20 protein-coding genes are annotated in these 21,080 nt (G+C 72.9%); 17 read left to right on the plus strand and 3 right to left on the minus strand.

Annotation, left to right across the window (positions count from 1 at the left end):
* Positions 1–61 precede the first annotated feature (61 nt).
* Positions 62–2,836, plus strand: coding sequence for a glycosyltransferase family 2 protein (locus EFL26_RS11290; protein WP_123222992.1), 2,775 nt, complete (start codon positions 62–64; stop codon positions 2,834–2,836).
* Complete coding sequence (locus EFL26_RS11295) at positions 2,833–4,170, plus strand: DUF5719 family protein (RefSeq protein ID WP_148046689.1); 1,338 nt, start codon at positions 2,833–2,835, stop codon at positions 4,168–4,170. The genes EFL26_RS11290 and EFL26_RS11295 overlap by 4 nt, the downstream gene beginning before the upstream one ends.
* A gap of 24 nt (positions 4,171–4,194) precedes the next feature.
* Here EFL26_RS11295 and EFL26_RS11300 read toward each other — a convergent pair whose 3' ends face one another.
* Positions 4,195–4,587 carry a metallopeptidase family protein gene (locus EFL26_RS11300; RefSeq protein WP_123222994.1) on the minus strand — a complete coding sequence of 131 codons (393 nt, stop codon included), beginning with the start codon at positions 4,585–4,587 and terminating at the stop codon, positions 4,195–4,197.
* Positions 4,588–4,679: 92 nt separating this feature from the next.
* Between EFL26_RS11300 and EFL26_RS11305 the strand changes: the two genes are divergently transcribed.
* From EFL26_RS11305 to EFL26_RS11375, 15 genes are all read left to right on the plus strand, one after another.
* A complete protein-coding gene (locus EFL26_RS11305; RefSeq protein ID WP_123222995.1) occupies positions 4,680–5,045 on the plus strand; it encodes a DUF3499 domain-containing protein in 366 nt (121 codons plus the stop codon).
* Positions 5,046–5,068: 23 nt separating this feature from the next.
* Positions 5,069–6,433 carry a phosphomannomutase/phosphoglucomutase gene (locus tag EFL26_RS11310; protein WP_123222996.1) on the plus strand — a complete coding sequence of 455 codons (1,365 nt, stop codon included), beginning with the start codon at positions 5,069–5,071 and terminating at the stop codon, positions 6,431–6,433.
* On the plus strand, positions 6,430–6,609 hold the full coding sequence (locus tag EFL26_RS11315) for a Trm112 family protein (RefSeq protein WP_123222997.1): 180 nt from the start codon (positions 6,430–6,432) through the stop codon (positions 6,607–6,609). The genes EFL26_RS11310 and EFL26_RS11315 overlap by 4 nt, the downstream gene beginning before the upstream one ends.
* Before the next feature lie 13 nt (positions 6,610–6,622).
* Positions 6,623–7,654, plus strand: coding sequence for an SIS domain-containing protein (locus EFL26_RS11320; RefSeq protein WP_123222998.1), 1,032 nt, complete (start codon positions 6,623–6,625; stop codon positions 7,652–7,654).
* 83 nt (positions 7,655–7,737) lie between these two features.
* Complete coding sequence (locus EFL26_RS11325) at positions 7,738–8,703, plus strand: cation diffusion facilitator family transporter (RefSeq protein ID WP_123222999.1); 966 nt, start codon at positions 7,738–7,740, stop codon at positions 8,701–8,703.
* 126 nt (positions 8,704–8,829) lie between these two features.
* Positions 8,830–10,257, plus strand: a complete 1,428-nt coding sequence (gene ahcY / locus EFL26_RS11330; RefSeq protein WP_123223000.1) for an adenosylhomocysteinase — start codon at positions 8,830–8,832, stop codon at positions 10,255–10,257.
* Between the two features lie 4 nt (positions 10,258–10,261).
* Positions 10,262–11,020: an MtrAB system response regulator MtrA gene (gene mtrA, locus EFL26_RS11335; RefSeq protein ID WP_183408149.1), complete on the plus strand. Its 759-nt coding sequence runs from the start codon at positions 10,262–10,264 to the stop codon at positions 11,018–11,020.
* Positions 10,998–12,680 carry an MtrAB system histidine kinase MtrB gene (gene mtrB / locus EFL26_RS11340; protein ID WP_123223001.1) on the plus strand — a complete coding sequence of 561 codons (1,683 nt, stop codon included), beginning with the start codon at positions 10,998–11,000 and terminating at the stop codon, positions 12,678–12,680. Before mtrA ends, mtrB begins: the two co-directional genes overlap by 23 nt.
* On the plus strand, positions 12,677–14,434 hold the full coding sequence (locus tag EFL26_RS11345) for an LpqB family beta-propeller domain-containing protein (protein ID WP_123223002.1): 1,758 nt from the start codon (positions 12,677–12,679) through the stop codon (positions 14,432–14,434). The genes mtrB and EFL26_RS11345 overlap by 4 nt, the downstream gene beginning before the upstream one ends.
* Before the next feature lie 99 nt (positions 14,435–14,533).
* Complete coding sequence (locus tag EFL26_RS11350; protein WP_123223003.1) at positions 14,534–15,226, plus strand: ComF family protein; 693 nt, start codon at positions 14,534–14,536, stop codon at positions 15,224–15,226.
* Between the two features lie 405 nt (positions 15,227–15,631).
* Complete coding sequence (hpf, locus tag EFL26_RS11355) at positions 15,632–16,258, plus strand: ribosome hibernation-promoting factor, HPF/YfiA family (protein WP_123223004.1); 627 nt, start codon at positions 15,632–15,634, stop codon at positions 16,256–16,258.
* A gap of 55 nt (positions 16,259–16,313) precedes the next feature.
* On the plus strand, positions 16,314–16,772 hold the full coding sequence (locus EFL26_RS11360; RefSeq protein ID WP_183408150.1) for a DUF1360 domain-containing protein: 459 nt from the start codon (positions 16,314–16,316) through the stop codon (positions 16,770–16,772).
* 78 nt (positions 16,773–16,850) lie between these two features.
* Entirely contained in the window at positions 16,851–17,528 is a 678-nt protein-coding gene (locus EFL26_RS11365; protein WP_246000154.1) for a response regulator, read from the plus strand.
* A 34-nt stretch (positions 17,529–17,562) separates the two neighbouring features.
* Positions 17,563–18,756, plus strand: a complete 1,194-nt coding sequence (locus EFL26_RS11370) for a winged helix-turn-helix domain-containing protein (protein WP_123223007.1) — start codon at positions 17,563–17,565, stop codon at positions 18,754–18,756.
* Between the two features lie 95 nt (positions 18,757–18,851).
* On the plus strand, positions 18,852–19,229 hold the full coding sequence (locus tag EFL26_RS11375) for a PLD nuclease N-terminal domain-containing protein (protein ID WP_246000155.1): 378 nt from the start codon (positions 18,852–18,854) through the stop codon (positions 19,227–19,229).
* On the opposite strand, the gene EFL26_RS11380 is transcribed toward EFL26_RS11375, so the two are convergent.
* Together EFL26_RS11380 and EFL26_RS11385 are read right to left on the minus strand one after the other, a co-directional pair.
* Complete coding sequence (locus EFL26_RS11380; RefSeq protein WP_123223008.1) at positions 19,226–20,347, minus strand: glycosyltransferase; 1,122 nt, start codon at positions 20,345–20,347, stop codon at positions 19,226–19,228. The genes EFL26_RS11375 and EFL26_RS11380 overlap by 4 nt on opposite strands.
* 1 nt (position 20,348) lies before the next feature.
* The gene (locus EFL26_RS11385; RefSeq protein ID WP_123223009.1) at positions 20,349–20,951 is read right to left on the minus strand and encodes a TetR/AcrR family transcriptional regulator; all 603 of its coding nucleotides are present in this window, start codon (positions 20,949–20,951) and stop codon (positions 20,349–20,351) included.
* Positions 20,952–21,080 lie beyond the last annotated feature (129 nt).

Genomic DNA, 21,080 nt, shown 5'->3' on the forward strand with positions numbered 1-21,080 from the left:
GGTCGCACCGCCCGCAGCGCGTGGCGGATGAGGCTTTCCCCACCCCCTAGGCTGGCCCGTCGTGAAGGTCACCGCGCTCCTGGTCAGCCACAACGGTGGCCGCTGGCTGCCCGCGGTGCTCGCCGGGCTCGAGCGGTCCACCCGGCTGCCCGACGAGATCATCCGGGTCGACACCGGGTCGACCGACGACTCGGTCGCCCTGCTGGAGCAGACCTTCGGGCCGGGAGTCCTCCGGCTCGACGACCGCACGACGTACGCCGCGGCGGTCCGCGCCGGCCTGGAGCATGCTCCGGCCGCCGAGCCCGACGAGTGGGTCTGGCTGCTCCACGACGACGCCAACCCCGCACCGGACGCCCTCGCGGCCCTGGCCGCGGTCGCCGAGGCCGCCCCCCGTGAGGTCGCCGTCCTGGGGCCGAAGATCCGGGAGTGGCCGTCGCTGAAGCGCCTCCTCGAGGTCGGGGTGACGCTGACCGGCACGGGTCGCCGGGAGACCGGGCTCGAGCGCGGGGAGTACGACCAGGGCCAGCACGACGAGTCCCACCGCGTGCTCGCCGTGAACACCGCCGGGATGCTCGTGCGCCGCGACGTGCTCGAGTCGGTCGGCCTGGACGACTACCTGCCCGTCCTCGGCACCGACCTGGACTTCGGTTGGCGGGTGGCGCGTGCCGGCGGAACCACGATGGTGGTGCCCGAGGCCGTCGTCTTCCACGTCGAGGCGTCGCGCCGGGGCCGCCGGGACTCCCGCCTGGTGCACCACCCCGGTCGTCAGGACCGCGAAGGCGCGCAGTACACCCTGCTGGTCAACAGCCCGGCGTGGACGATCCCCTTCCGGTCGGCCCGCATGGTCATCGGCGCGCTGCTCCGTGCGCTGGGACTGCTCCTCGTGCGGGCTCCGCGCGAGGCGGTGGACGAGATCGTCGCGCTGCTCAGCGTGTTCGGCCATCCCGGGCGCGCGTTCAAGGCCCGCCGCGCGCGGGCGGGCGCCGCGGTGGTCCCGCACGCCGACGTGCGTCCCCTGCTCGCGCCGTTCTGGCTGCCCTACCGGCACGGCCTGGACTACGTGAGCGACGTCGGTGTCGCGATCGCGGACAGCGTCCGTGAGGAGGCCGAGCGGCGGCGCCCGCCCGGTCGCGAGGACGAGGGCATCGCCTTCCGCGTGCTCCGCTCGCCGACGTTCTGGTCCCTCGTAGCGAGCCTCGTGCTCGCGGTGGTCGCCGGTCGTGCGCTGCTCAGCGGCGGCCCGCTGCAGGGCGGAGCGCTGCTGCCCGCGCCGGACGGTGTCGGTCACTGGTGGCGGGTGTGGGCGGCGAGCCACCAGAGCCTCGGCACCGGGTCGGCCGCTCCCGGACCCGCGTACCTGCTGCCCCTGGCGGTGGTCGGGACGCTGTTCCTCGGGCACGCCGGCCTGGTCGTCGACCTGCTCTTCGTGCTCGCGGTGCCGCTGGCGTTGCTCGGCGCGCTCCGGTTCTTCCGGCGCGTCACCACCGGCCGATGGGCGCCCCTGTGGGGTGCGGCGGCGTACGGGCTGCTGCCGGTCGTCTCCGGTGCCGTGGCGCAGGGCCGGATCGGGACCGTCGCGGGCGCGGCGATCCTGCCCTGGCTGGCGACGGCCGCCCTCGGCCTGGCGGCGAGCGGTCCCGACGCCGCCGTACGCCGGTGGCGGGCGGCCTGGCGCACGGCGCTCGCCGCGGGCCTCCTGGTGTCGTTCGTCCCGCCGGCCGCGCCGGTGATCGTGCTGCTCGTGCTGTTCGCCGCCGTGACCGGCGCCGCCCGAGGCCGGGCTCGCGAGCTCGTCGTGGTGGTGGCGATGCCGATCCTGCTCGTCCTGCCCTGGGCCGTCGCCACACTGTCCGCCCCCGGGGCCTGGCTCGTCGAGGCGGGCCGCGCCGGCGCGATCGCCACCGACCCCGGTGTGTGGGACCTGCTGCTCGGCCGGGGCGGCGGACCCGGCGATGCGCCGGCCTGGCTCACCGCCGGCCTCCCGCTCGCCGGCCTCGTCGCGCTGGTCCGGCCGGACACCCGCGCGCGGGTGCTCCGGGTGTGGGTCGTGATCCTCGCGGCTGCGATCGTCATCGCCGCCGAGTCCCGGGTGCCGGTGTCGCTGCCCGGCGTACCGGTGGAGTTCCGGCCGTGGCCGGGGTTCCTGCTCCTGCTCATGCAGGCAGGGTTCGTGCTCGCCGCGGTGATCGCCGCCGACGGCGCCGTGAAGGTCGCCTCGGAGGCCAGCTTCGGCTGGCGGCAGCCGGTGGCGGCGGTGGCCACGGTCGCTGCCCTGGCCGCTCCGGTGGCCGGCGCGGTCTGGTGGGTCGGGCACGGTGACGACGGTCCGGTCGCCCGTGAGGAGCCGCGCGACGTGCCGACGTACATGCAGGAGCTGGCGAGCGGCAAGGACACCAGTGGCGTGCTCGTGGTCACCGGTGGGCTGCGCCAGGGCATCGACTACCGCGTGCTGCGCTCCGGTGTCCAGCAGCTCGGCGACGACGGCGTGCTCGCCCTGACCACGCCGAGCCGCTCGTTCACCGAGCTCGTCGCGCGGTTGCTCTCCTCCGCTCGGTCCGACGACGGCCAGCTGCTCGCGTCGTACGGCGTGCGCTACGTCTACGCGCCGGCACCGGTCGCGGGCCCCGTGATCGGGGCGCTCGACTCGGCGAACGGCTTCGGCGGAGCCAGTGCACCCGGCCGCGGCTCGCGCGCATGGGTCGTCCAGGGACGGACCACGCTGAGCTCGCTCGACCACGACCGTGCGTTCCTCCGGCCCGTGCTCGTGCTGGTCGACCTCCTCGCGCTGGCCAGCTGCCTCGTCCTCGCCGCACCGGAGAGGAGGCGCCGCCGATGAGTGCACGCACGAGCCGACGCATCCCGGGCCGCCGGACGATGACCGACCGCCCGACGAGCGACGGACGCACGACCGTCACCGCGCTGATGCTGGTGGCCCTGACCGCGGCGGTCCTCACCCTGGCCGGCACGACTCCTCACGGTGTCGGCGCGCCCGCGCAGACCTACAAGCGGGTGGACCTGGAGCAGCGCACGTTCTCGTGCGGAGGCGGCATCGACGGAGCCACCGCGGTCCAGGGCGACGCGGGCGCCAAGCTCGCCGCCCCGGTGCCCGTCGGCGAGCAGCCCCGCCAGTTCGACATCGACCACGGCGCGGCCCTGTCCTTCGCTGCCCAGGAGTCGCGGTCGAAGAGCTGGCTGGCCTGGGGCCCGTGCCCGGAGCCCAGACCGCGCTGGTGGTTCGTCGGAGCCGGAGCCGCGACGGTCGCGCACGACACGGTGCTCACCATCTCGAACCCGCGCCCGGGCCAGGCCGACGTCGACATCGACGTGTTCGGGCCGAACGGCCCGGTGGCCGCGCCGGGTCTGCACGGAATCACGGTGCCCTCCGGCGCCACCAAGGTCGTGGACCTCGCCAGGTCGGCCCCGGCGGTCGGCGACCTCGCCGTCAACGTGGTGGCGACGCGGGGGCTGGTCGCGATCACGGCGGCCGACCGGTTCGCGCCGGGCGTGGTCGGCAAGGCCGTGCAGGAGTGGCTGCCCGGACAGCCGTTGCCCTCACGTGCCCTCACGATCGCGGGTCTGCCGGCCAAGCCGGAACGCGCCTCGCTCGTCGTCGTGAACCCGCGCAAGGTCGAGGCGATCGTCTCCGTCGAGGTGATCGGCGCGACCGGCACCTTCACGCCCAAGGACAACGCCACCGTGACCGTCCCTCCCGGCTCGGTCGCCACGGTGCCGGTCCAGTCGGTCTTCGACGGGGGACCGGTGGCTCTCCGCATCACATCACCACAACCGGTGACCGCCACGGTCCGCGCGGTGGCGGGCGGGGACGTGGCCTTCGGCACCGGCTCCGGCCCGCTCCAGGGCGCCACGGGCTTCGCGGTGCCGCAGGGGAGCGGGCAGCTGGTGCTGTCCTCCGCCGGGGACAAGAGCTCGGTCCAGGTCACCGCCTTCGACCGCTCCGGGAAGCAGCTGCTCGACCGGTCGGTCACGGTCGCGAAGGCGTCCAGTGTGGCGATCCCGCTGCCGGCCGGGACCGCCGACGTCCGGCTCACCGCGGCGACGCCGGCCGTGTACGCCGGCTTCTCGGTGACCGACACGGCCGGGGTGGCGACGGCGGGCGTGGTCCCCTCGATCCGGTCGGTGCTGCTCCCGGTGGTCCGCCCCGCCTGGTGAGGCGGTCCCGGTGACGGGCCGGGCTCAGTCCTCCTCGTAACCGGGGAGCACGTCCTCGACGGGGAGCCCGAGGACCTCGGCGAGCTGCTCGACGATCACGGTGAGCAGGAGGGCTTCGAGCTCGGCGAGGTTCTCGGCCCGGTGCTCGATCGGCCGCCGGAACAGCACGAGCCGGGGTCGGCCCGAGCCGGTCGCCTCGACGTACGAGGACAGCGGGACGGTCGGCGAGGCCCAGTGCTGGGGGATGACCGGCACCTCCTCGACGGCCAGCTCGACGTCGCCGAGCTCGCCGGTCCAGCGGCCGACCACGGCCCGCATGATCCGCAGCGCCATCTGGTCGAAGCGCTCGGCCGGGGTGCGTCGCGCCGGCACGCCTCCGGGCGCCAGCGGGCTGTCGCCGAAGGCCGGTCCGCGCATGCCGCGACCGTGACGATCACGGGTGCGGGAACGCGGGGCCACGCCCGCGAGCCTAGCCCCGGCGCGCGGCCCCCAGCGGATACCCTCAGGCCGTGTCCCTGCTCCGTCGCTGTTCGCGCACCGCCTGCGGGCGGCCGGCCACGACCACGCTCACCTACGTGTACGCCGACCAGACCGCCGTGCTCGGGCCTCTGGCGACGTACGCCGAGCCGCACGCCTACGACCTGTGCGAGGTGCACAGCGAGCGGCTGAGCGCCCCCCGCGGCTGGGAAGTGCTGCGCCTGGTGCAGGACGACCCGCACGCCCACTCCAGCGACGACCTGCTCGCCCTCGCCGACGCCGTCCGCGAGGCTGCCCAGCCCCGGCCGCCGCGTGACGACGCGACCGAACGCGCGCCGTACGAGATGCGCGAGGTCGGGCGCAAGGGCCACCTGAGGGTGCTGCGCTCCGAGGACTGAGGCTCTCCTCTAGGGTTCGGCCCATGGCCACGGACCTCTCCATCTTCAAGGCGTACGACGTGCGCGGCACCGTCCCCGACCAGGTCAACCCCGACCTCGCCCGTCGGGTCGGCAACGCGTTCGTGGCGGTGACGGGCGCGGCCGCGGTGGTCGTGGGCCACGACATGCGGCCGTCCTCCCCGGAGCTCTCCCGGGCGTTCGCCGAGGGCGCCGCGGCCGCGGGTGCCGACGTCACGCTGATCGGGCTGGCGTCGACCGACCAGCTCTACTTCGCCTCGGGCCACCTCGGACAGCCGGGGGCGATGTTCACCGCGAGCCACAACCCTGCGCAGTACAACGGGATCAAGATGTGCCGTGCGCATGCCCAGCCGATCGGGATGGAGACCGGCCTCGCGGACATCCGCGACCGGGTCGCGTCCGGCGAGACCCTGGCCGCCGAGCGGCCGGGGTCCATCGGCGAGCGTGACCTGCTCGAGGCCTACGCGACCTATCTGCTCGCGCTGGCGCCGGTCCGCGGACGCCACCTGACCGTGGTCGTCGACGCCGGCAACGGCATGGCCGGCATGACCGCGCCCGCGGTGCTCGGCCAGCTCGACGTCGACGTGGTCCCGCTCTACTTCGAGCTCGACGGCACGTTCCCCAACCACGAGGCGAACCCGATCGAGCCGGCCAACCTCGTCGACCTGCAGGCGAAGGTGCGCGAGACCGGCGCCGACATCGGCCTGGCCTTCGACGGCGACGCCGACCGGTGCTTCCTCGTCGACGAGCGCGGCGAGCTGGTGAGCCCGAGCGTGCTGACCGCGCTGATCGCGGCCCGCGAGCTGGCCAAGCAGCCCGGGGCGACGATCATCCACAACCTGATCACCTCGCGGGCGGTGCCGGAGATCGTGGAGGAGCTGGGCGGCAAGCCGGTGCGCACTCGGGTCGGGCACTCCTTCATCAAGGCGACGATGGCCGAGACCGACGCGATCTTCGGCGGGGAGCACTCGGGGCACTTCTACTTCCGCGACTTCTGGCGCGCCGACTCGGGCATGCTCGCGGCGCTGCACGCGCTCGCCGCGCTGGCCGAGCACGACGGGCCCCTCTCGCAGGTGCTCGCGCCGTACTCTCGTCACGTGGCCAGTGGCGAGATCAACAGCGAGGTCGCCGACCAGGCGGCCATGCTCGCGCAGGTCGAGGCGGAGTGGGGTGCGCGCCCGGGCGTCACGCTGGACCACCTCGACGGGCTCACCGTGCTGCACGACGACTGGTGGTTCAATGTCCGCGCGTCGAACACCGAGCCGCTGCTGCGGCTCAACGCGGAGGGCAAGGACACCGAGACGATGCACCGGATCCGCGACGAGGTGCTCGCGATGATCCGGTCGGACCAGGAGGGAGTGCGCCGATGAACCTCGACCAGGAACTGCTCGACCTCATCGTCTGCCCGGCGTGCCATGCCGCGCTCGCCGTCGACGAGGCGGCCGAGGAGCTGGTGTGCACCGGGTGCGGCCTGGCCTACCCGGTTCGCGACGACATCCCGGTGCTCCTCGTCGACGAGGCGCGTCGCCCCGACTCACCGGCCTGAGCGCGGACACGTGATGGCGCCCCCGTTCGACGACGGCCTCCTCGACGACGAGTCGGCCCTCGCACGCGCCGACCCCGACCTGCGCCAGATCGCCGAGGCCGGTGCCCGGGTGCGGCTGGAGTCCGTCACGTCGGCCGAGCCGCTCGCGCAGGCCGTCGCCCGGCTCGCCGAGTCGCGTCCGCGCGCGGTCGTGGCCGCGGGTCCCGACTCCCGACTGCTCCGGGCGGTGCTCGAGCCGACCTGTCCCGTGCCGTTCGTGGCCTGGCCGGGTCCGGGCCTTCCCGGCTGGGCGGGTGCCCTCGACCTCATCGTCGTCCTCGCGCCCGACGGCACCGACCCCGGCACCGCGGCAGGCGTGGCCGAAGCGGTACGCCGCGGCTGCCAGCTCGTCGTGGCCACGCCGGCGGAGTCCCTCGTCGGCCGGCACGTGCCGGGTCGCTACTCCACGTTGCTGCCCACGGTGACGGGCGACCAGCTCGCCACCGCGGTGGTCATGCTCGACCTGCTCGACCGGCTCGACCTCGGCCCGTCCGCCGACCCGGAGGTCGTGGCGGCAGCCCTCGACGACGTCGCGATCTCGTGCAGCCCGTTCCGCGACCTGGCGGTCAACCCGGCGAAGCTGCTCGCCAGCGGGATCGCCGAGACCAGCCCGCTGCTGTGGGGCGGCACGGTGCTGGCGGCGCGCGCCGCCCGCCGCATCGCCGAGTCGGTACGCCGGGCCACCGGCCGCGCCGCCCTCGCCGCGGACGCCGAGCACCTGCTCCCGGTCCTCGCGGCGGCGCCGCTCGCGGATGTCTTCGCCGACCCGTTCGCCGACGAGGACGGCGATCCCCGCCCCTCCCTCGTCGTGCTCGACGACGGCTCGCTCGACCCTGTCGTCGCCGAGACCCGCAAGCGCCTGGTCGACCAGGCCGAGGGCCGCGGGGTCCGGGTCGAGACGGTGACCACCGAGGCCGACGGCGCCGTCGCCCGCTACGCCGCGCTGCTGGAGACCGGCACCTTCGCGGCCCGCTACCTGCGGATCGGCCGCGTCGACACGGACTGACCCGCGCCCTGCGCCTCGAAGCCCTGCGCTCCGAGCCCTGCCACTCCGAGCCCGTTGGCGCCCGCCCACTAGGCTCCACGGTCATGTCGACCGAAGGTGGCACCAAGGCCGTCGTCGCTGCCCTGCTGGCCAACCTGGGCATCGCCGTCACGAAGTTCGTCGCGTTCTTCCTGACCGGCTTCTCCTCGATGCTGGCCGAGGCGATTCACTCCGTGGCCGACTCCGGCAACCAGGGACTGCTGCTGCTGGGCGGGCGCCGCTCGCGCAAGGAGGCCACCGAGGAGCACCCGTTCGGCTACGGCCGCGAGCGCTACATCTACTCGTTCATCGTCGCGATCGTGCTGTTCAGCGTCGGCGGCCTGTTCGCGCTCTACGAGGCCTACCACAAGGCGCACGAGGTGCACGCCGGTCACTCCGAGGTGGGTGACGACTGGAAGCGCTTCGTGCCGATCGTGGTGCTCGGGGTGGCGATCGTCCTCGAGGCGCTGTCCTTCCGGACCGCGATCCGCGAGACCAGCAAGATCCGCGGGAGCGCGTCGTACGCGCAGTTCATCCGACGCGCCAAGCAGCCCGAGCTCCCGGTCATCCTGCTCGAGGACTTCGCCGCGCTGGTCGGCCTGGTCGTGGCCTTCCTGGGCGTGAGCCTGACGCTGATCACCGGCAACCAGTACTTCGACGCCGCCGGCACCGGGCTGATCGGTGCGCTCCTGGTCGTCGTGGCGGTGATCCTGGCCGTCGAGACCAAGAGCCTGCTGCTCGGCGAGTCGGCCGCCGAGGACGCCCAGCGGCAGATCCGGGACGCGCTGACGGCCACCGACGGCATCGAGCGGGTCATCCACATGAAGACCATGCACCTCGGTCCGGAGGAGCTGCTGGTCGCGGTGAAGGTCGGCGTCCGGCCGACCGACTCAGCTGCCGAGGTCGCGGCGGCGATCGACCGCGCGGAGGTCGCCGTGCGCGCCGCCGAGCCGACGGCGTCGTCGATCTACATCGAGCCGGACCTCTACCGCGCCGACTACTCGCCCGCCGAGCGTCCGGCGTCTGGTTAGTATTGACCCGCGCCTTTCGCACGAGATCGTGGCCAGACGCCCTGAACAGACTCGTGGCCGGTGACGGCCGCTCCTGTCTGCCTTCAGCCTCGCCCGAATCCCTCGACACACCTGCAAGGAACCTTCATGGACTACAAGGTCGCTGACCTCAGCCTTGCCGACTTCGGTCGGACCGAGATCACCCTCGCCGAGCACGAGATGCCCGGCCTGATGGCGATGCGCGAGCGGTACGCCGCGTCGAAGCCGCTCGCCGGCGCCAGGATCGCCGGCTCCCTGCACATGACGATCCAGACCGCCGTGCTGATCGAGACGCTCGTCGCGCTCGGCGCCGAGGTCCGTTGGGCCTCGTGCAACATCTTCTCCACCCAGGACCACGCGGCCGCTGCGGTCGTCGTCGGCCCGGACGGCACCGCCGACAACCCCCAGGGCGTGCCGGTCTTCGCCTGGAAGGGCGAGAGCCTCGAGGAGTACTGGTGGTGCACCCGCCAGATCCTCGACTGGGGCACCACCGAGCCGAACATGATCCTCGACGACGGCGGTGACGCCACCCTGCTGGTCCACCTCGGCGTCCAGGCGGAGAAGGCGGGCAGCGCCCCCGACCCGGCCACCGCCACCAGCACCGAGCAGCGGGTGATCTTCGAGGTGCTCAACGAGCAGCTCGCCGCGAACAACGCCTACTGGACCCCGAAGGCGAACTCCATCAAGGGAGTCACCGAGGAGACGACCACCGGCGTCCACCGGCTCTACGACATGATGAAGGAAGGCACGCTGCTCTTCCCGGCCATCAACGTCAACGACTCGGTCACCAAGTCGAAGTTCGACAACAAGTACGGCTGCCGGCACTCGCTGATCGACGGCATCAACCGCGCCACCGACGTGCTCATCGGCGGCAAGGTGGCCGTGGTGTGCGGCTACGGCGACGTCGGCAAGGGCTGCGCGGAGTCGCTGCGCGGCCAGGGTGCGCGCGTGATCGTCACCGAGATCGACCCGATCTGCGCCCTGCAGGCGGCGATGGACGGCTACCAGGTCGACACCCTCGAGAACGCCCTCCCGCACGCGGACATCATCATCACCGCGACCGGCAACAAGGACGTCGTCACGGTCGACCACATGAAGGCGATGAAGCACAACGCGATCGTCGGCAACATCGGCCACTTCGACAACGAGATCGACATGGCCGGCCTCGAGGCGCCGGGCGTCGCCGAGCGCAAGAACGTCAAGCCGCAGGTCGACGTGTGGACCTTCCCCGGCGGGAACGCGATCATCGTGCTCAGCGAGGGTCGCCTGATGAACCTCGGCAACGCGACCGGCCACCCGTCGTTCGTGATGTCGAACTCCTTCACCAACCAGGTGCTCGCCCAGATCGAGATCTTCACCAAGACCGAGGACTACCCGGTGGGGGTCTACGTGCTGCCCAAGCACCTCGACGAGGAGGTCGCCCGCCTGCACCTCGAGTCGCTGGGGGTCCACCTCACCACGCTCACCGAGAGCCAGGCCGCCTACCTGGGCCTGCCGGTCGAGGGTCCGTACAAGTCCGACCACTACCGCTACTGATCCGTTGACCCAACCGGACCAGGCCGCGCGGGGCCGCATCCTCGTCGTCGACGACGATGCGGCCCTTGCGGAGATGCTCACGCTCGTCCTCCAGAACGAGGGCCTGCGCAGCCGAATCGTCGCGCGCGGCGACGAGGCGCTCGGAGCGTTCCGCGACTACAAGCCCGACCTGGTCCTGCTCGACCTGATGCTGCCCGGCACCGACGGGATCGAGGTGTGCCGGCAGATCCGCGCCGAGTCCGGCGTACCGATCGTCATGCTGACGGCGAAGAGCGACACCGTCGACGTGGTCGTCGGCCTCGAGTCCGGGGCCGACGACTACATCGCGAAGCCGTTCAAGCCCAAGGAGCTGGTGGCCCGCATCCGCGCGCGCATGCGGCACTTCGAGCCACCGGCGCCCGAGGTGATCGCGGTGTCGGACCTCCGCATCGACGTCGCCGGCCACAGCGTGACCCGGGGCGGCCGGCCGATCCAGCTCACGCCGCTCGAGTTCGACCTGCTGGTCTGCCTTGCCCGGCGGCCCTGGCAGGTGTTCACTCGCGAGATGCTGCTCGAGCAGGTCTGGGGCTACCGGCACGCCGCCGACACCCGGCTGGTCAACGTGCACGTCCAGCGGCTGCGCGCCAAGGTGGAGCACGACCCCGAGCACCCCGCGATCGTGCTGACCGTGCGCGGCGTGGGCTACAAGGCAGGCGGCACGGACCCGGACCTCGGGGCCGGCCCCGCAGAGGGCGACGCCGGTGGCGAGCCCGTCCCCAGCTGAGACCCGGGTCGGCCCGCCGGTCCCGCTCTGGCAGCGCGCCCGCCGGGCGGTCGGCGACGTCCTCACCTACTGGCGGCGCTCGATCCGCACGCGCGTGGTGGTCACCATCGTGCTCCTCGGCGCGGTGGTCGCCGGGTCCGTCGGCTGGTTGCTCGTCCGGCAGATCTCCGACGGCCTGGTGCAGAGCCGGCTGAGCGCCTCGCGCGCCGAGGCCGTCAGCCAGACCGCGTCCGCACGTGAGCTGCTCGGCTCGGCAGGCAGCTCCGACTTCGACCCCGCGACCCAGCTGCGCCAGGTCGCCGAGGCGCTCGTGGCGCGCGGCAAGCTCCGCGGGTACGCCGTGGTCGTGATGGGCCCGATCGGCCCGCGGGCGGGTGGGAGCCCCGCCACCGGGATCAGGACCACGCCCGGCGTCTCGGCCACCAGCGTGCCCGCGAGGCTCCAGCGGGTGGTCGCCGCGCGGACGTCGGGCACCTCGTGGACCTACACGCGCCTGCGCCGGCTGGCCGATCCTCCGGGCACGGGCACGCCCTCCGTCGTGGTCGGCTCGCGCATCGTGCTGCCCTCGGACGGCGGCACCTACGCGCTCTACTACGTGTTCCCGATGACCGAGGAGCAGCGCACGCTGAACCTGGTCCGCCAGTCGTTGCTCACCTCCGGGGTGCTCCTCCTCGTGCTCACCGCAGGCATAGTCCTGCTGGTGACACGCCAGGTGATCACGCCGGTGCGGCTGGCCCGCCGGGTGGCCGAGCGGATCGCCTCGGGTCGTCTCGAGGAGCGCATGCACGTGCACGGTGAGGACGACATCGCCCGGCTGGCGACGTCGTTCAACCAGATGACCGACGCGCTCCAGCAGCAGATCCGCCAGCTCGTCGAGCTCTCCCGGGCGCAGCGCCAGTTCGTCTCCGACGTGTCGCACGAGCTGCGGACGCCGCTGACCACCGTCCGGATGGCCGGGGACGTCCTCCACGACTCGCGGGGGTCGTTCGAGCCGGTCGCCGCCCGCGCCGCCGAGCTGCTGCAGAAGGAGCTCGACCGGTTCGAGAACCTCCTGGCCGACCTGCTCGAGATCAGCCGCTTCGACGCCGGTGCCGCCGGACTGGAGCTGTCCGAGGTCAACCTCGCCGACGTCGCGCGGCGGGTCGTCGACCAGGCGGCCGCGGTCGCCCGGCAGCGCGGCGTACGGATCGTCGTCGAGGCGTCCCAGCCCTGCGTCGCGGAGGTCGACGAGCGCCGGATCGAGCGCGTCCTGCGCAACCTGGTCTCGAACGCGATCGACCATGCGAACGTGCGCGACGACGCCCGCGTCGTCGTACGGGTGGCGTGCGACGAGCAGGCCGTCGCGGTCACGGTCCGCGACTACGGCGTCGGCCTCAAGCCGGGGCAGTCGGCGATGGTGTTCAACCGGTTCTGGCGCGCCGACCCGGCTCGGGCGCGGACGACCGGGGGCACCGGCCTGGGCCTGGCGATCTCGCTCGAGGACGCCCAGCTGCACGGCGGCTGGCTCCAGGTGTGGGGCGCCCCGGACGCCGGTGCGCAGTTCCGGTTGACCGTCCCGCTGCGCGCCGGCGACCCGCTGGCCCACAGCCCCCTCCCGCTGGTGCCGGACGACTGGGCCGGCGAGAGCACGGCGCCGCACGAAGTGGGAGGAGTGCGATGAGCACCCTGCGGCTGCGACTGGCAGCGCTGGCCCTGCTGGCCGCGGCCCTGTGCGCCTGCTCCACCCTGCCGGTGACCGGTGACGTGCACAGTGATCCGGCCGGTTCGGAGGAGACCAGCGACCAGGCGCCCTACTTCGCGCCGCCCGGTCCCGGTAGGGACGACTCGCCCGAGGAGATCGTGCGTGGCTTCCTGCTCGCGATGCAGGCGAACCCACCGAGCACGGCGGTCGCGCGCAGCTTCCTCTCGAGCCGGGCCAAGGCGACCTGGCGCCCCGGCCAGGGCACGATCGTGTACGACGCACCGACGATCGAGTCCGCCGACGGGCAGGTGATCGCCCGGCTGCGCGGCGCCCACCAGCTCTCGCCGCACGGCGTCTGGCTCGACGGGACGACGTCGACGACCGCGACGTACCCGCTGTCGCTGGTCCAGGAGGGCGGCCAGTGGCGGATCGACAACCCGCCGAACGTCCTGGCGGTGCCGACGTCCTACTTCTCGAGCCTGTTCGTGCCCTTCGACATCTACTGGTTCGACCACACCGGCACGGTGCTCGTGCCGACGACCGTCTACGTGCCGCGCGGCGAGGAGACCGCCACGAACCTGGTGCGAGGACTGCTGGCCGGGCCACCGCCCTCCCAGCGCGACGTCACGGTGAGCGCCTTCCCCCCGCGGGCCGACCTCGACTTCGCCGTGGTGGTCAACGACGCCGGCATCGCCGAGGTGCCGCTCAGCTCCGAGGTCCTGCTCCTCCCGCCCGCCGACCTCAACCGGCTGGTGGTACAGCTGGCGTGGACGCTGCGGCAGGTGCCCGGCATCGACCGCTTGCGGATCACGGTCGACGGAGCCCCGTTGGCGCTGTCGGACGGACGCACCGACGTGAGCGTGTCCGCGGGCGCGGACTACGACCCGGTGGCCTCCCGCCAGCGCGACCTCCTCGTGATCAGCGGTGGCCGGGTCGTGCGCGACGACGGCGACCGCGGCGTGCCGATCGCCGGGCCGTTCGGCCAGGTCGGATACGCCCTTCGCTCCCTGGCCTGGAACACGCACGACCACCTGGTGGCCGCGGTCGCGGACAACGGCCGCCGCGCGTACGTCGCTCCCGACCGCGGCAGCAGCGCGCAGAACCGGGTCCAGACCGTCCTGGACGGCGCGACCGACCTGCAGCGGCCGACCTACGACCGGTTCGGTGGCCTGTGGCTGGTCGACAACGCGAAGTCCGGAGCGGTCGTGCACGTCGTGCGCCACGGTCGCGACCGGGTGCTCACCGTGCCCGGCATCTCCGGCCACCGGATCAGCGCCTTCACCGTGACCCGCGACGGCACGTCCCTGGTCGCGGTGCTCGCCGGCGGGACCAACCCGACGCTGGAGGTGAGCGGCCTGGTCCGGCAGCCCAACGGCCGCGTCGACCGGGCGACGCCGGCCCGTGCACTGCAGCTCAGCGGCGCCGACCTCGGCCCGGGCCGGGACATCGGCCAGAACGGAGCGACGTCGGTGGCCCTGCTCACCCGGCCCGCCAGCGGGCCGGACCAGGTCACCTACGTCCAGCTCGACGGCTCGCCGGGTCCCCAGTTGCCCGAGGGCGCCGGCGCCCCGGGCACGGTGCCCTCGCCGCTCGGTGGCATCGTCACCAGCCCCGACCCGGCGCTGCCGCTGCGGGTGCTGGGCGCCGACGGCCGGTTGTTCACCTACTCCGACACCGGGAGCTGGGCGCGCTCCGCGCTTCCCGACGTGGTCGCCGCGGCCTACGGCCAGTAGCGGGCCGGTCGGCAGCCCCAGCGCCACGGACCCGACCGCTCTCCACAGGGCACCCGGGGCAGACCTGGCCGGGGAGTCCCACGCCGGGACGATGAGGGCGTGCTCGACGCCTGCCTCGACCTCGCCCTCGGCGGCGCCTGCGTCGCCTGCGCTCGTCCGGGCCGGCTGCTCTGTCGCCCCTGCCACGACTCCCTGCCGTGGGCGGTGCGCATGGTCCGCCCCGACCCGTGCCCGTCGGGGCTGGCTCCGGCGTACGTCGCCGCGGAGTACGCCGATCCCGTACGACGGATGATCCTGCTCCACAAGGAGCACGCGGCGTACGGGCTCGCAGGCCCGCTGGGGGAGGCGCTGGCCGGGGCGATCCGCGTCGGGTTGCGACGCGGTGGCCGCACCATCCTGGTGCCGGTCCCGTCCCGCCCGGCGGTCGTGCGGGCGCGCGGGCACGACCCCACGGCTCGGCTCACGCGGGCGGCGGCCGCCGTCCTCAGGTCGCTCGACGAGGACGTCGCCGTGCGGCCGCTCCTCCGGCAGCGGGACGTCGTGGCGGACCAGGCGGGCCTCACCGCGGCCGAGCGGGCGGCCAACCTCGCCGACCGGATGGCCGTGCGCGTCGGGCCGCTGCGCCGCCTGGCCCGCCGGGGTCGGCCCCTGACCGCGGTCGTCTGCGACGACGTCCTCACCACGGGCTCGACCGCGCGGGAGGCTCAGCGTGCGCTGGAGTCGGTGGGGCTCGGCGTCGCCGCGATCTGCTGCGTGGCGGCCACGCGCCGTCGCGTGCCGCTACCGAAATGAGGGGGTGGCGGCTAACGTCTGTGTATGGAGTCCGTCCGGGTCCGTGGTTGCGTCAGGCAGGTCACGGGCCGGACATGTCCCGCAAGTGGACACCGGCACGGGACCGCCCGGCAAGCCGATGCCAGTCGCAGGCGAAACGGTCCACGTAAGGCGATCACCACCCTCGTGGTGGGTGCTCGCCGATCACGGTGCGGCTTAGTCGTAAGTCCTGCCCCTCGCTCCACGCCAGATGCGTGGACGCGGGGGAGAAGGCCAGTAGTGGCAGAGAAGCTGCGAACGTCTCAGCAGGCGGGTGTGGGGTCGAAGACCAGGTCGGCCGGACGGACTCCTCTTCTCGTGCCGGTGTCGCAGCACGTGCCGGTGTAGCCAACGGGCGGTTCGCCGCCCCGATAGTGGGAGGTCTGCATGGACGTTGTGGTCAGCAGTCGGCAGTGCGAGGTCTCGGAGCGGTTCCGTGAGCACGTGGAGGACAAGCTCGCCCGACTCGAGAAGCACGACCATCGGATCATCCGGGTCGAGGTGCTGCTCGAGCGGGAGCGCAACGCCCGCCAGCCTGAGCGCCAGGTGCGGGTCGAGCTCACCGCGAAGTCCAAGGGACCCGTCTTGCGCGCCGAGGCTGCCGCAGAGGACAAGATGGCCGCGCTCGATCTCGCCCTCGACAAGATGTCCGCGCAGATGCGCCGCGCTGCAGACCGCCGCAAGGTCCACCGCGGCCAGCGCACGCCCGAGTCCGTCCACCAGGCGATGACCCGTGCCGGCAACGGCAACGGCGCGGTGACGGAGGCCGAGCCCGGCGAGGTCGCCGAGCACCAGGTCGGCCCGGTGGCCGTCGACGGCGACGGCCCGCTCGTCGTGCGCGAGAAGACCCATCCCGCCACCCCGATCACGCTCGAACAGGCGCTCTACGAGATGGAGCTCGTCGGTCACGACTTCTACCTCTTCGTCGACAAGGAGAGCGAGCGGCCGTCCGTGGTCTACCGGCGCCGCGGCTACGACTACGGCGTGATCTCGCTCGACCTCGACCGCGCCTGAGCTCGGCGCGGCTCCCGCCGCACATGGCCCGATGCCCTCCGGGGTACCGGCTGCCATGCACGACGACACGCACGAGCGCATCCCGGGGTACGCCGGTGTGCTGGCGACCTACGGGACCACCGTGGTCGCGGCGGGTGTCGCGCTGCTCGCACGAGGTGACCGGCTTCCGGGGGCCTACCGCACCAGCGACCTCGTGCTCGGCGCGCTGGCCACCCAGAAGTTCACGCGCATCCTCGCCAAGGACGCCGTGATGACGCCGTTGCGGGCGCCGTTCACGGAGTTCGAGAAGCCGCTCGGTTCCGGCGAGGTCGACGACCGGCCCCGTGAGGGCCCGGCGCACGCCGTCGGTGAGCTGCTCACCTGCCCGTTCTGCCTGGCTCCGTGGACCGCGACCGCGTACGTCGTGGCGCTCGCCCTCGCGCCACGCGCGGCGCGTGCATGGGCGGCCGTGTTCTCGATCGTCGGCGCAGCCGACGCGCTCCAGCACGTCTACGCCCGCGTCCGGACGGACTGAGCAGCCGTGAAGGACCCAGTTTCCGGCCACGCTGGCCGAAGCGGTCTGCCCGAGGGTCTGATCTGTCATGATTCATGGGTGCCAGAACTGAACTCCCACGCGGAGGCCGTGCGCGTGGTCGTGGTGGACGACCAGGAGCTCTTCCGACGCGGACTGACGATGCTGCTCGGCGTCGAGCCGGACATCGAGGTCGTCGGGGAGGCCGGGGACGGCAACAGCGCGATCGAGCTGGCGCTCGAGACCGTGCCGGACGTGGTGCTGCTCGACGTACGCATGCCCAAGCGGAGCGGGCTCGAGGCGTGCATGCGGATCAAGGAGCAGGTGCCGTCGACCCGCATCATCATGCTCACCGTCAGCGACGAGGAGGGGGACCTCTACGAGGCGGTGAAGAACGGCGCGTCCGGCTACCTGCTCAAGGACTCCTCGATCGACGAGGTCGCCCAGGCGATCCGCGTGGTGGCCGAGGGGCAGTCGCTGATCAGCCCGTCGATGGCCGCGAAGCTGATCGACGAGTTCAAGGAGATCTCGCGCTCGGACCGCGAGGCCGGAGCCGCCCCTCGCCTCACCGACCGCGAGCTCGAGGTGCTGCGCCTGGTGGCGAAGGGCCTGAACAACCGCGAGGTCGCCAAGCAGCTGTTCATCAGCGAGAACACCGTGAAGAACCACGTCCGCAACATCCTCGACAAGCTCCAGCTGCACTCCCGCATGGAGGCCGTCATGTACGCAGTACGCGAGAAGCTCCTCGACATTCCGTAGCGGGTCCGTCGGAGCCTCCCTCTAGCCTCACGGCATGCAGTCGCTGAGCCGCGCCCAGGCGCGCCGGATCGCGGTCGCGGCCCAGGGCTTCCTGGACCCGCGTCACGCCACGCCCGACCTGCGCACGCTCAACCGCACCGTCGCGCGCACCGGGGTGCTGCAGATCGACTCGGTCAACGTGCTCCAGCGGGCCCACTACATGCCGCTGTTCAGCCGGATGGGTCCCTACGACATGGCACTGCTGGACCGGGCCTCGGGCAGGGCGCCGCGCCGCCTGGTCGAGTACTGGGCGCACGTCGCCGCGTTCATGCCCGTCGACCTCTGGCCGCACATGCAGCACCGGATGCGGCACTACCGCGACCGCGGACACCCGTGGATGGCCGGCGTCGACTTCGAGCTCGCCTCGTCGCTGCTGGGCGAGCTCGACGGCCGCGGTCGCCGGACGGCGCGCGACCTCGACGACGGCCTCCCACGCGACAAGCAGCACTGGGGCTGGAACTGGTCGGAGGCGAAGAAGGCACTCGAGTACCTCTTCCTCGCCGGAGAGGTGGCCGTGGCCGGTCGCAACGCGCAGTTCGAGCGGGTCTACGACCTGCCCGAGCGGGTGATCCCGCGCGCGGTCCTGGAGCTGCCGGTGCCGTCCGACGAGGAGGCGCACCGGGAGCTGGTCAGGCGGGCCGCTGTGTCCCACGGGGTGGCCACCGCTCGCGACCTCCGCGACTACTACCGGATGCCGGTCGCGCAGGCCGGCCCTGCGATCGCCACGCTCGTCGACGACGGCGAGCTCGTGCCGGTCGAGGTGGAGGGATGGCGGCAGCCGGCGTACCTGCATCGCGACGCCCGCATCCCGCGCCGGGTCGCGGCGCGGGCCCTGCTGAGCCCGTTCGACCCGCTGGTGTGGGAGCGCGCCCGCACCGAGGCGCTCTTCGACTTCCACTACCGCATCGAGATCTACGTGCCCGAGGAGAAGCGGGTCCACGGCTACTACGTGCTGCCGTTCCTGCTCGGTGACCGGATCGTCGGCCGGGTCGACCTCAAGGCCGACCGCAAGGTGGGGGTGCTCCGCGTGCACGCCGCGTACGCCGAGCCCGGCGCCCCGCCCGAGACCGCGACCGAGCTCGCCGCCGAGCTCCGGTCGATGGCCGGTTGGCTCGGGCTCGCCGACGTCGTGGTCGCGCGACGCGGCGACCTGGCAGCCAGTCTGCGCGGGGCGTTGCAGGTGGGCTGATCCCGGACGACGGGGAATCCGATTTCCCGGACCTGACGGGCCCTTGCATCCTAGGATCCGCGGAGGCCCGTTGACCCAGCTCGGAGGAGGCCGACGTGATCCGTGTCGAGGGCGGGATGTTCCTGCTGCTGCTCGCGCTGGACGTCTTCTGCGTGATCGACGTGATCCAGTCGCGCGAGGACGAGGTCCGCAACCTGCCGAAGATCGCCTGGCTGGTACTGATCCTGCTGTTCCCGCCGATCGGGTCGATCGCCTGGCTGGCGGCGGGCAGGCCGCAGTCCGGGCCGGCGCGGTACTCGGCGTACGAGCGCGCGGTGCCGGCCTACCCGGAGTACGACCGCCCGGGGCGTGCCGCGGGCCTCACGCCGGAGTCCGACGAGGAGTTCCTGCGCCGGGTGCGCGAGCGCGCCGAGGAGCAGCGGCGCAGGGCCGCCGAGGAGAAGAAGCGCCGCGAGCAGCTGGGCGACGCTTAGCCCAGCCGCGACGCCGGACGCGCGCCGTTCGGGACCACCTCGAGGATCCGGTCGGCGGCGGTGGCCGTGCCGCGACTCTCCCGGATCAGGGCGCCGAGGCGAGCGGCGGCGGTCCGGTGCGGACCGTCGGCGAGCATCGCCGCGATGACCGGGCGCAGCTGCTCGGCCGAGGCGCCCTTCTTCACCGTCCGCCCCGCGCCCGCCGCCTCCACCTGGCGCCCGACCACGGGCTGGTCCAGCAGCGGGTGCATCGGCATCACCACGAGCGGGAGATCGTGCGCGAGCGCGCGCATCGTCGTGGCGTGGCCACCGTGACCGACGACCAGTGACATCTCCGGCATCAGGTCGTCGTGCGGCACGAACCGGTGGACCTCGTGGTTGGCCGACGTGTGCAGCTCGGCCGGGTCGACGACCGGCCCGGTGGTGACCACCACGCGGGCGGCTAGTCCCGCAGTCGCGTCGAGGATGTTCTGCAGGGACCTGGCCATGTCCGGGAAGTTGTAGGTGCTCAGGCTCACCAGGACGGCCGGGTCGTGACTGCTGAGGTCGTGCGGCGCCGGCGGGGTCAGGACCGGGCCGGTCCAGAGCGTCGTCACCGGACGAGTCAACGAGTAACCCGGGTCGAGCTCGCCGAGGGACGCGACCACGGTGAGTGCCGCCGAGTCCCACGCGGCCCGGGGCCGCAGCCGCTTCGCCTTCGCCGCGAGCCCCATCGGCCCCTTCAGCCAGCTGCCGCGCAGGTACCCGTCGAAGAGGTGCTCGAGGGTGACATAGGGGAGCCCGGCGTCCGCACAGGCGCGCAGCGCGCCGATCAGCAGGCAGTCGACGACGACCACGTCCGTCGGCAGCCGCCGGGCTTCGGCCACGGCGTCGGCGCCGATCGCCTTGTCCGAGAACAGCGCCATCATCCGGGGCGGTGAGTTGCTCTCGAGGGAGCTGAACGGCTTCGCGGTGGCGAACGCGGAGAACTCGAACCCCGCCGCGGTGAGCGCCTCGCGCTGGGTCTCGTGACCCAGGAAGCGGACGCCGTGGCCTCGCCGCTGGAGCTCGGCGCCGATGCCGACGGCAGGAGGCACGTTGCCGCCGCCGTCCCACGTGACGAACAGGATGTCGGTCATCTCAGGTGTCCTTCCGGTCGGCGGCCGTCAGGATGGCGGTCACCAGGGTGTTGAGGCGTTGCTCGGTCTGGATGCGGGAGAGCCCGCGGTCGCGGCGCAGCAGCTTCCACGCGTAGACGTCGGTCGCCACGACGAGCAGGTCGGTGGTCTCCTCGCGCTGCGCCGGCGTGAGGGGCGCGAGCTGGGGGGAGAAGACCTCGGTGACCCAGGTCCGGTGCGTCGCCTTCCCGGCGTCTGACATCCGGCGTACGTGCTCGTAGGTGGTCTCCTGCGCGAGCATCATCAGGGCGAAGTCACCGCGTCGCTCGTAGTGCTCGACGATCACGTGCAGCGCTCCGGCCACGTCCCCGACCGGCGCCCGCCGCTCCTCCGTGACCGTCTCGTTCGCGTGCCGGATCGCCTCGTCGAAGAGGCCGTCGCGGCTGCCGAACCGCCGCAGGATCGTCTGCACGCTCACGCCCGCGGCCTGGGCCACCGCCGCCAGCCCGATGTCGGAGGCGAGGCTCTGGCTCTGCAGGTCGAACGCCGCGCGCAGGATGCGCAGCCGGGTCTCCTCCGCTGCCTTGGCCCGGCTCGCCATCGTGTACGTCCGCTTGGTTTTCATGTGAATGACAGTTCACATCAATATTGATTTGATGTCAATGACTATTCACATCAATATCCCGGACCCGCGGCCGGTCCGCCGCCTGTTCTCGGTGGGGGCCACCGGGTGCCCGCGCGCTGGGTAGAGTTG

The sequence above is a fragment of the Nocardioides pocheonensis genome, assembly GCF_003725535.1.
GTDB classification, from domain to species: domain Bacteria; phylum Actinomycetota; class Actinomycetes; order Propionibacteriales; family Nocardioidaceae; genus Marmoricola; species Marmoricola pocheonensis.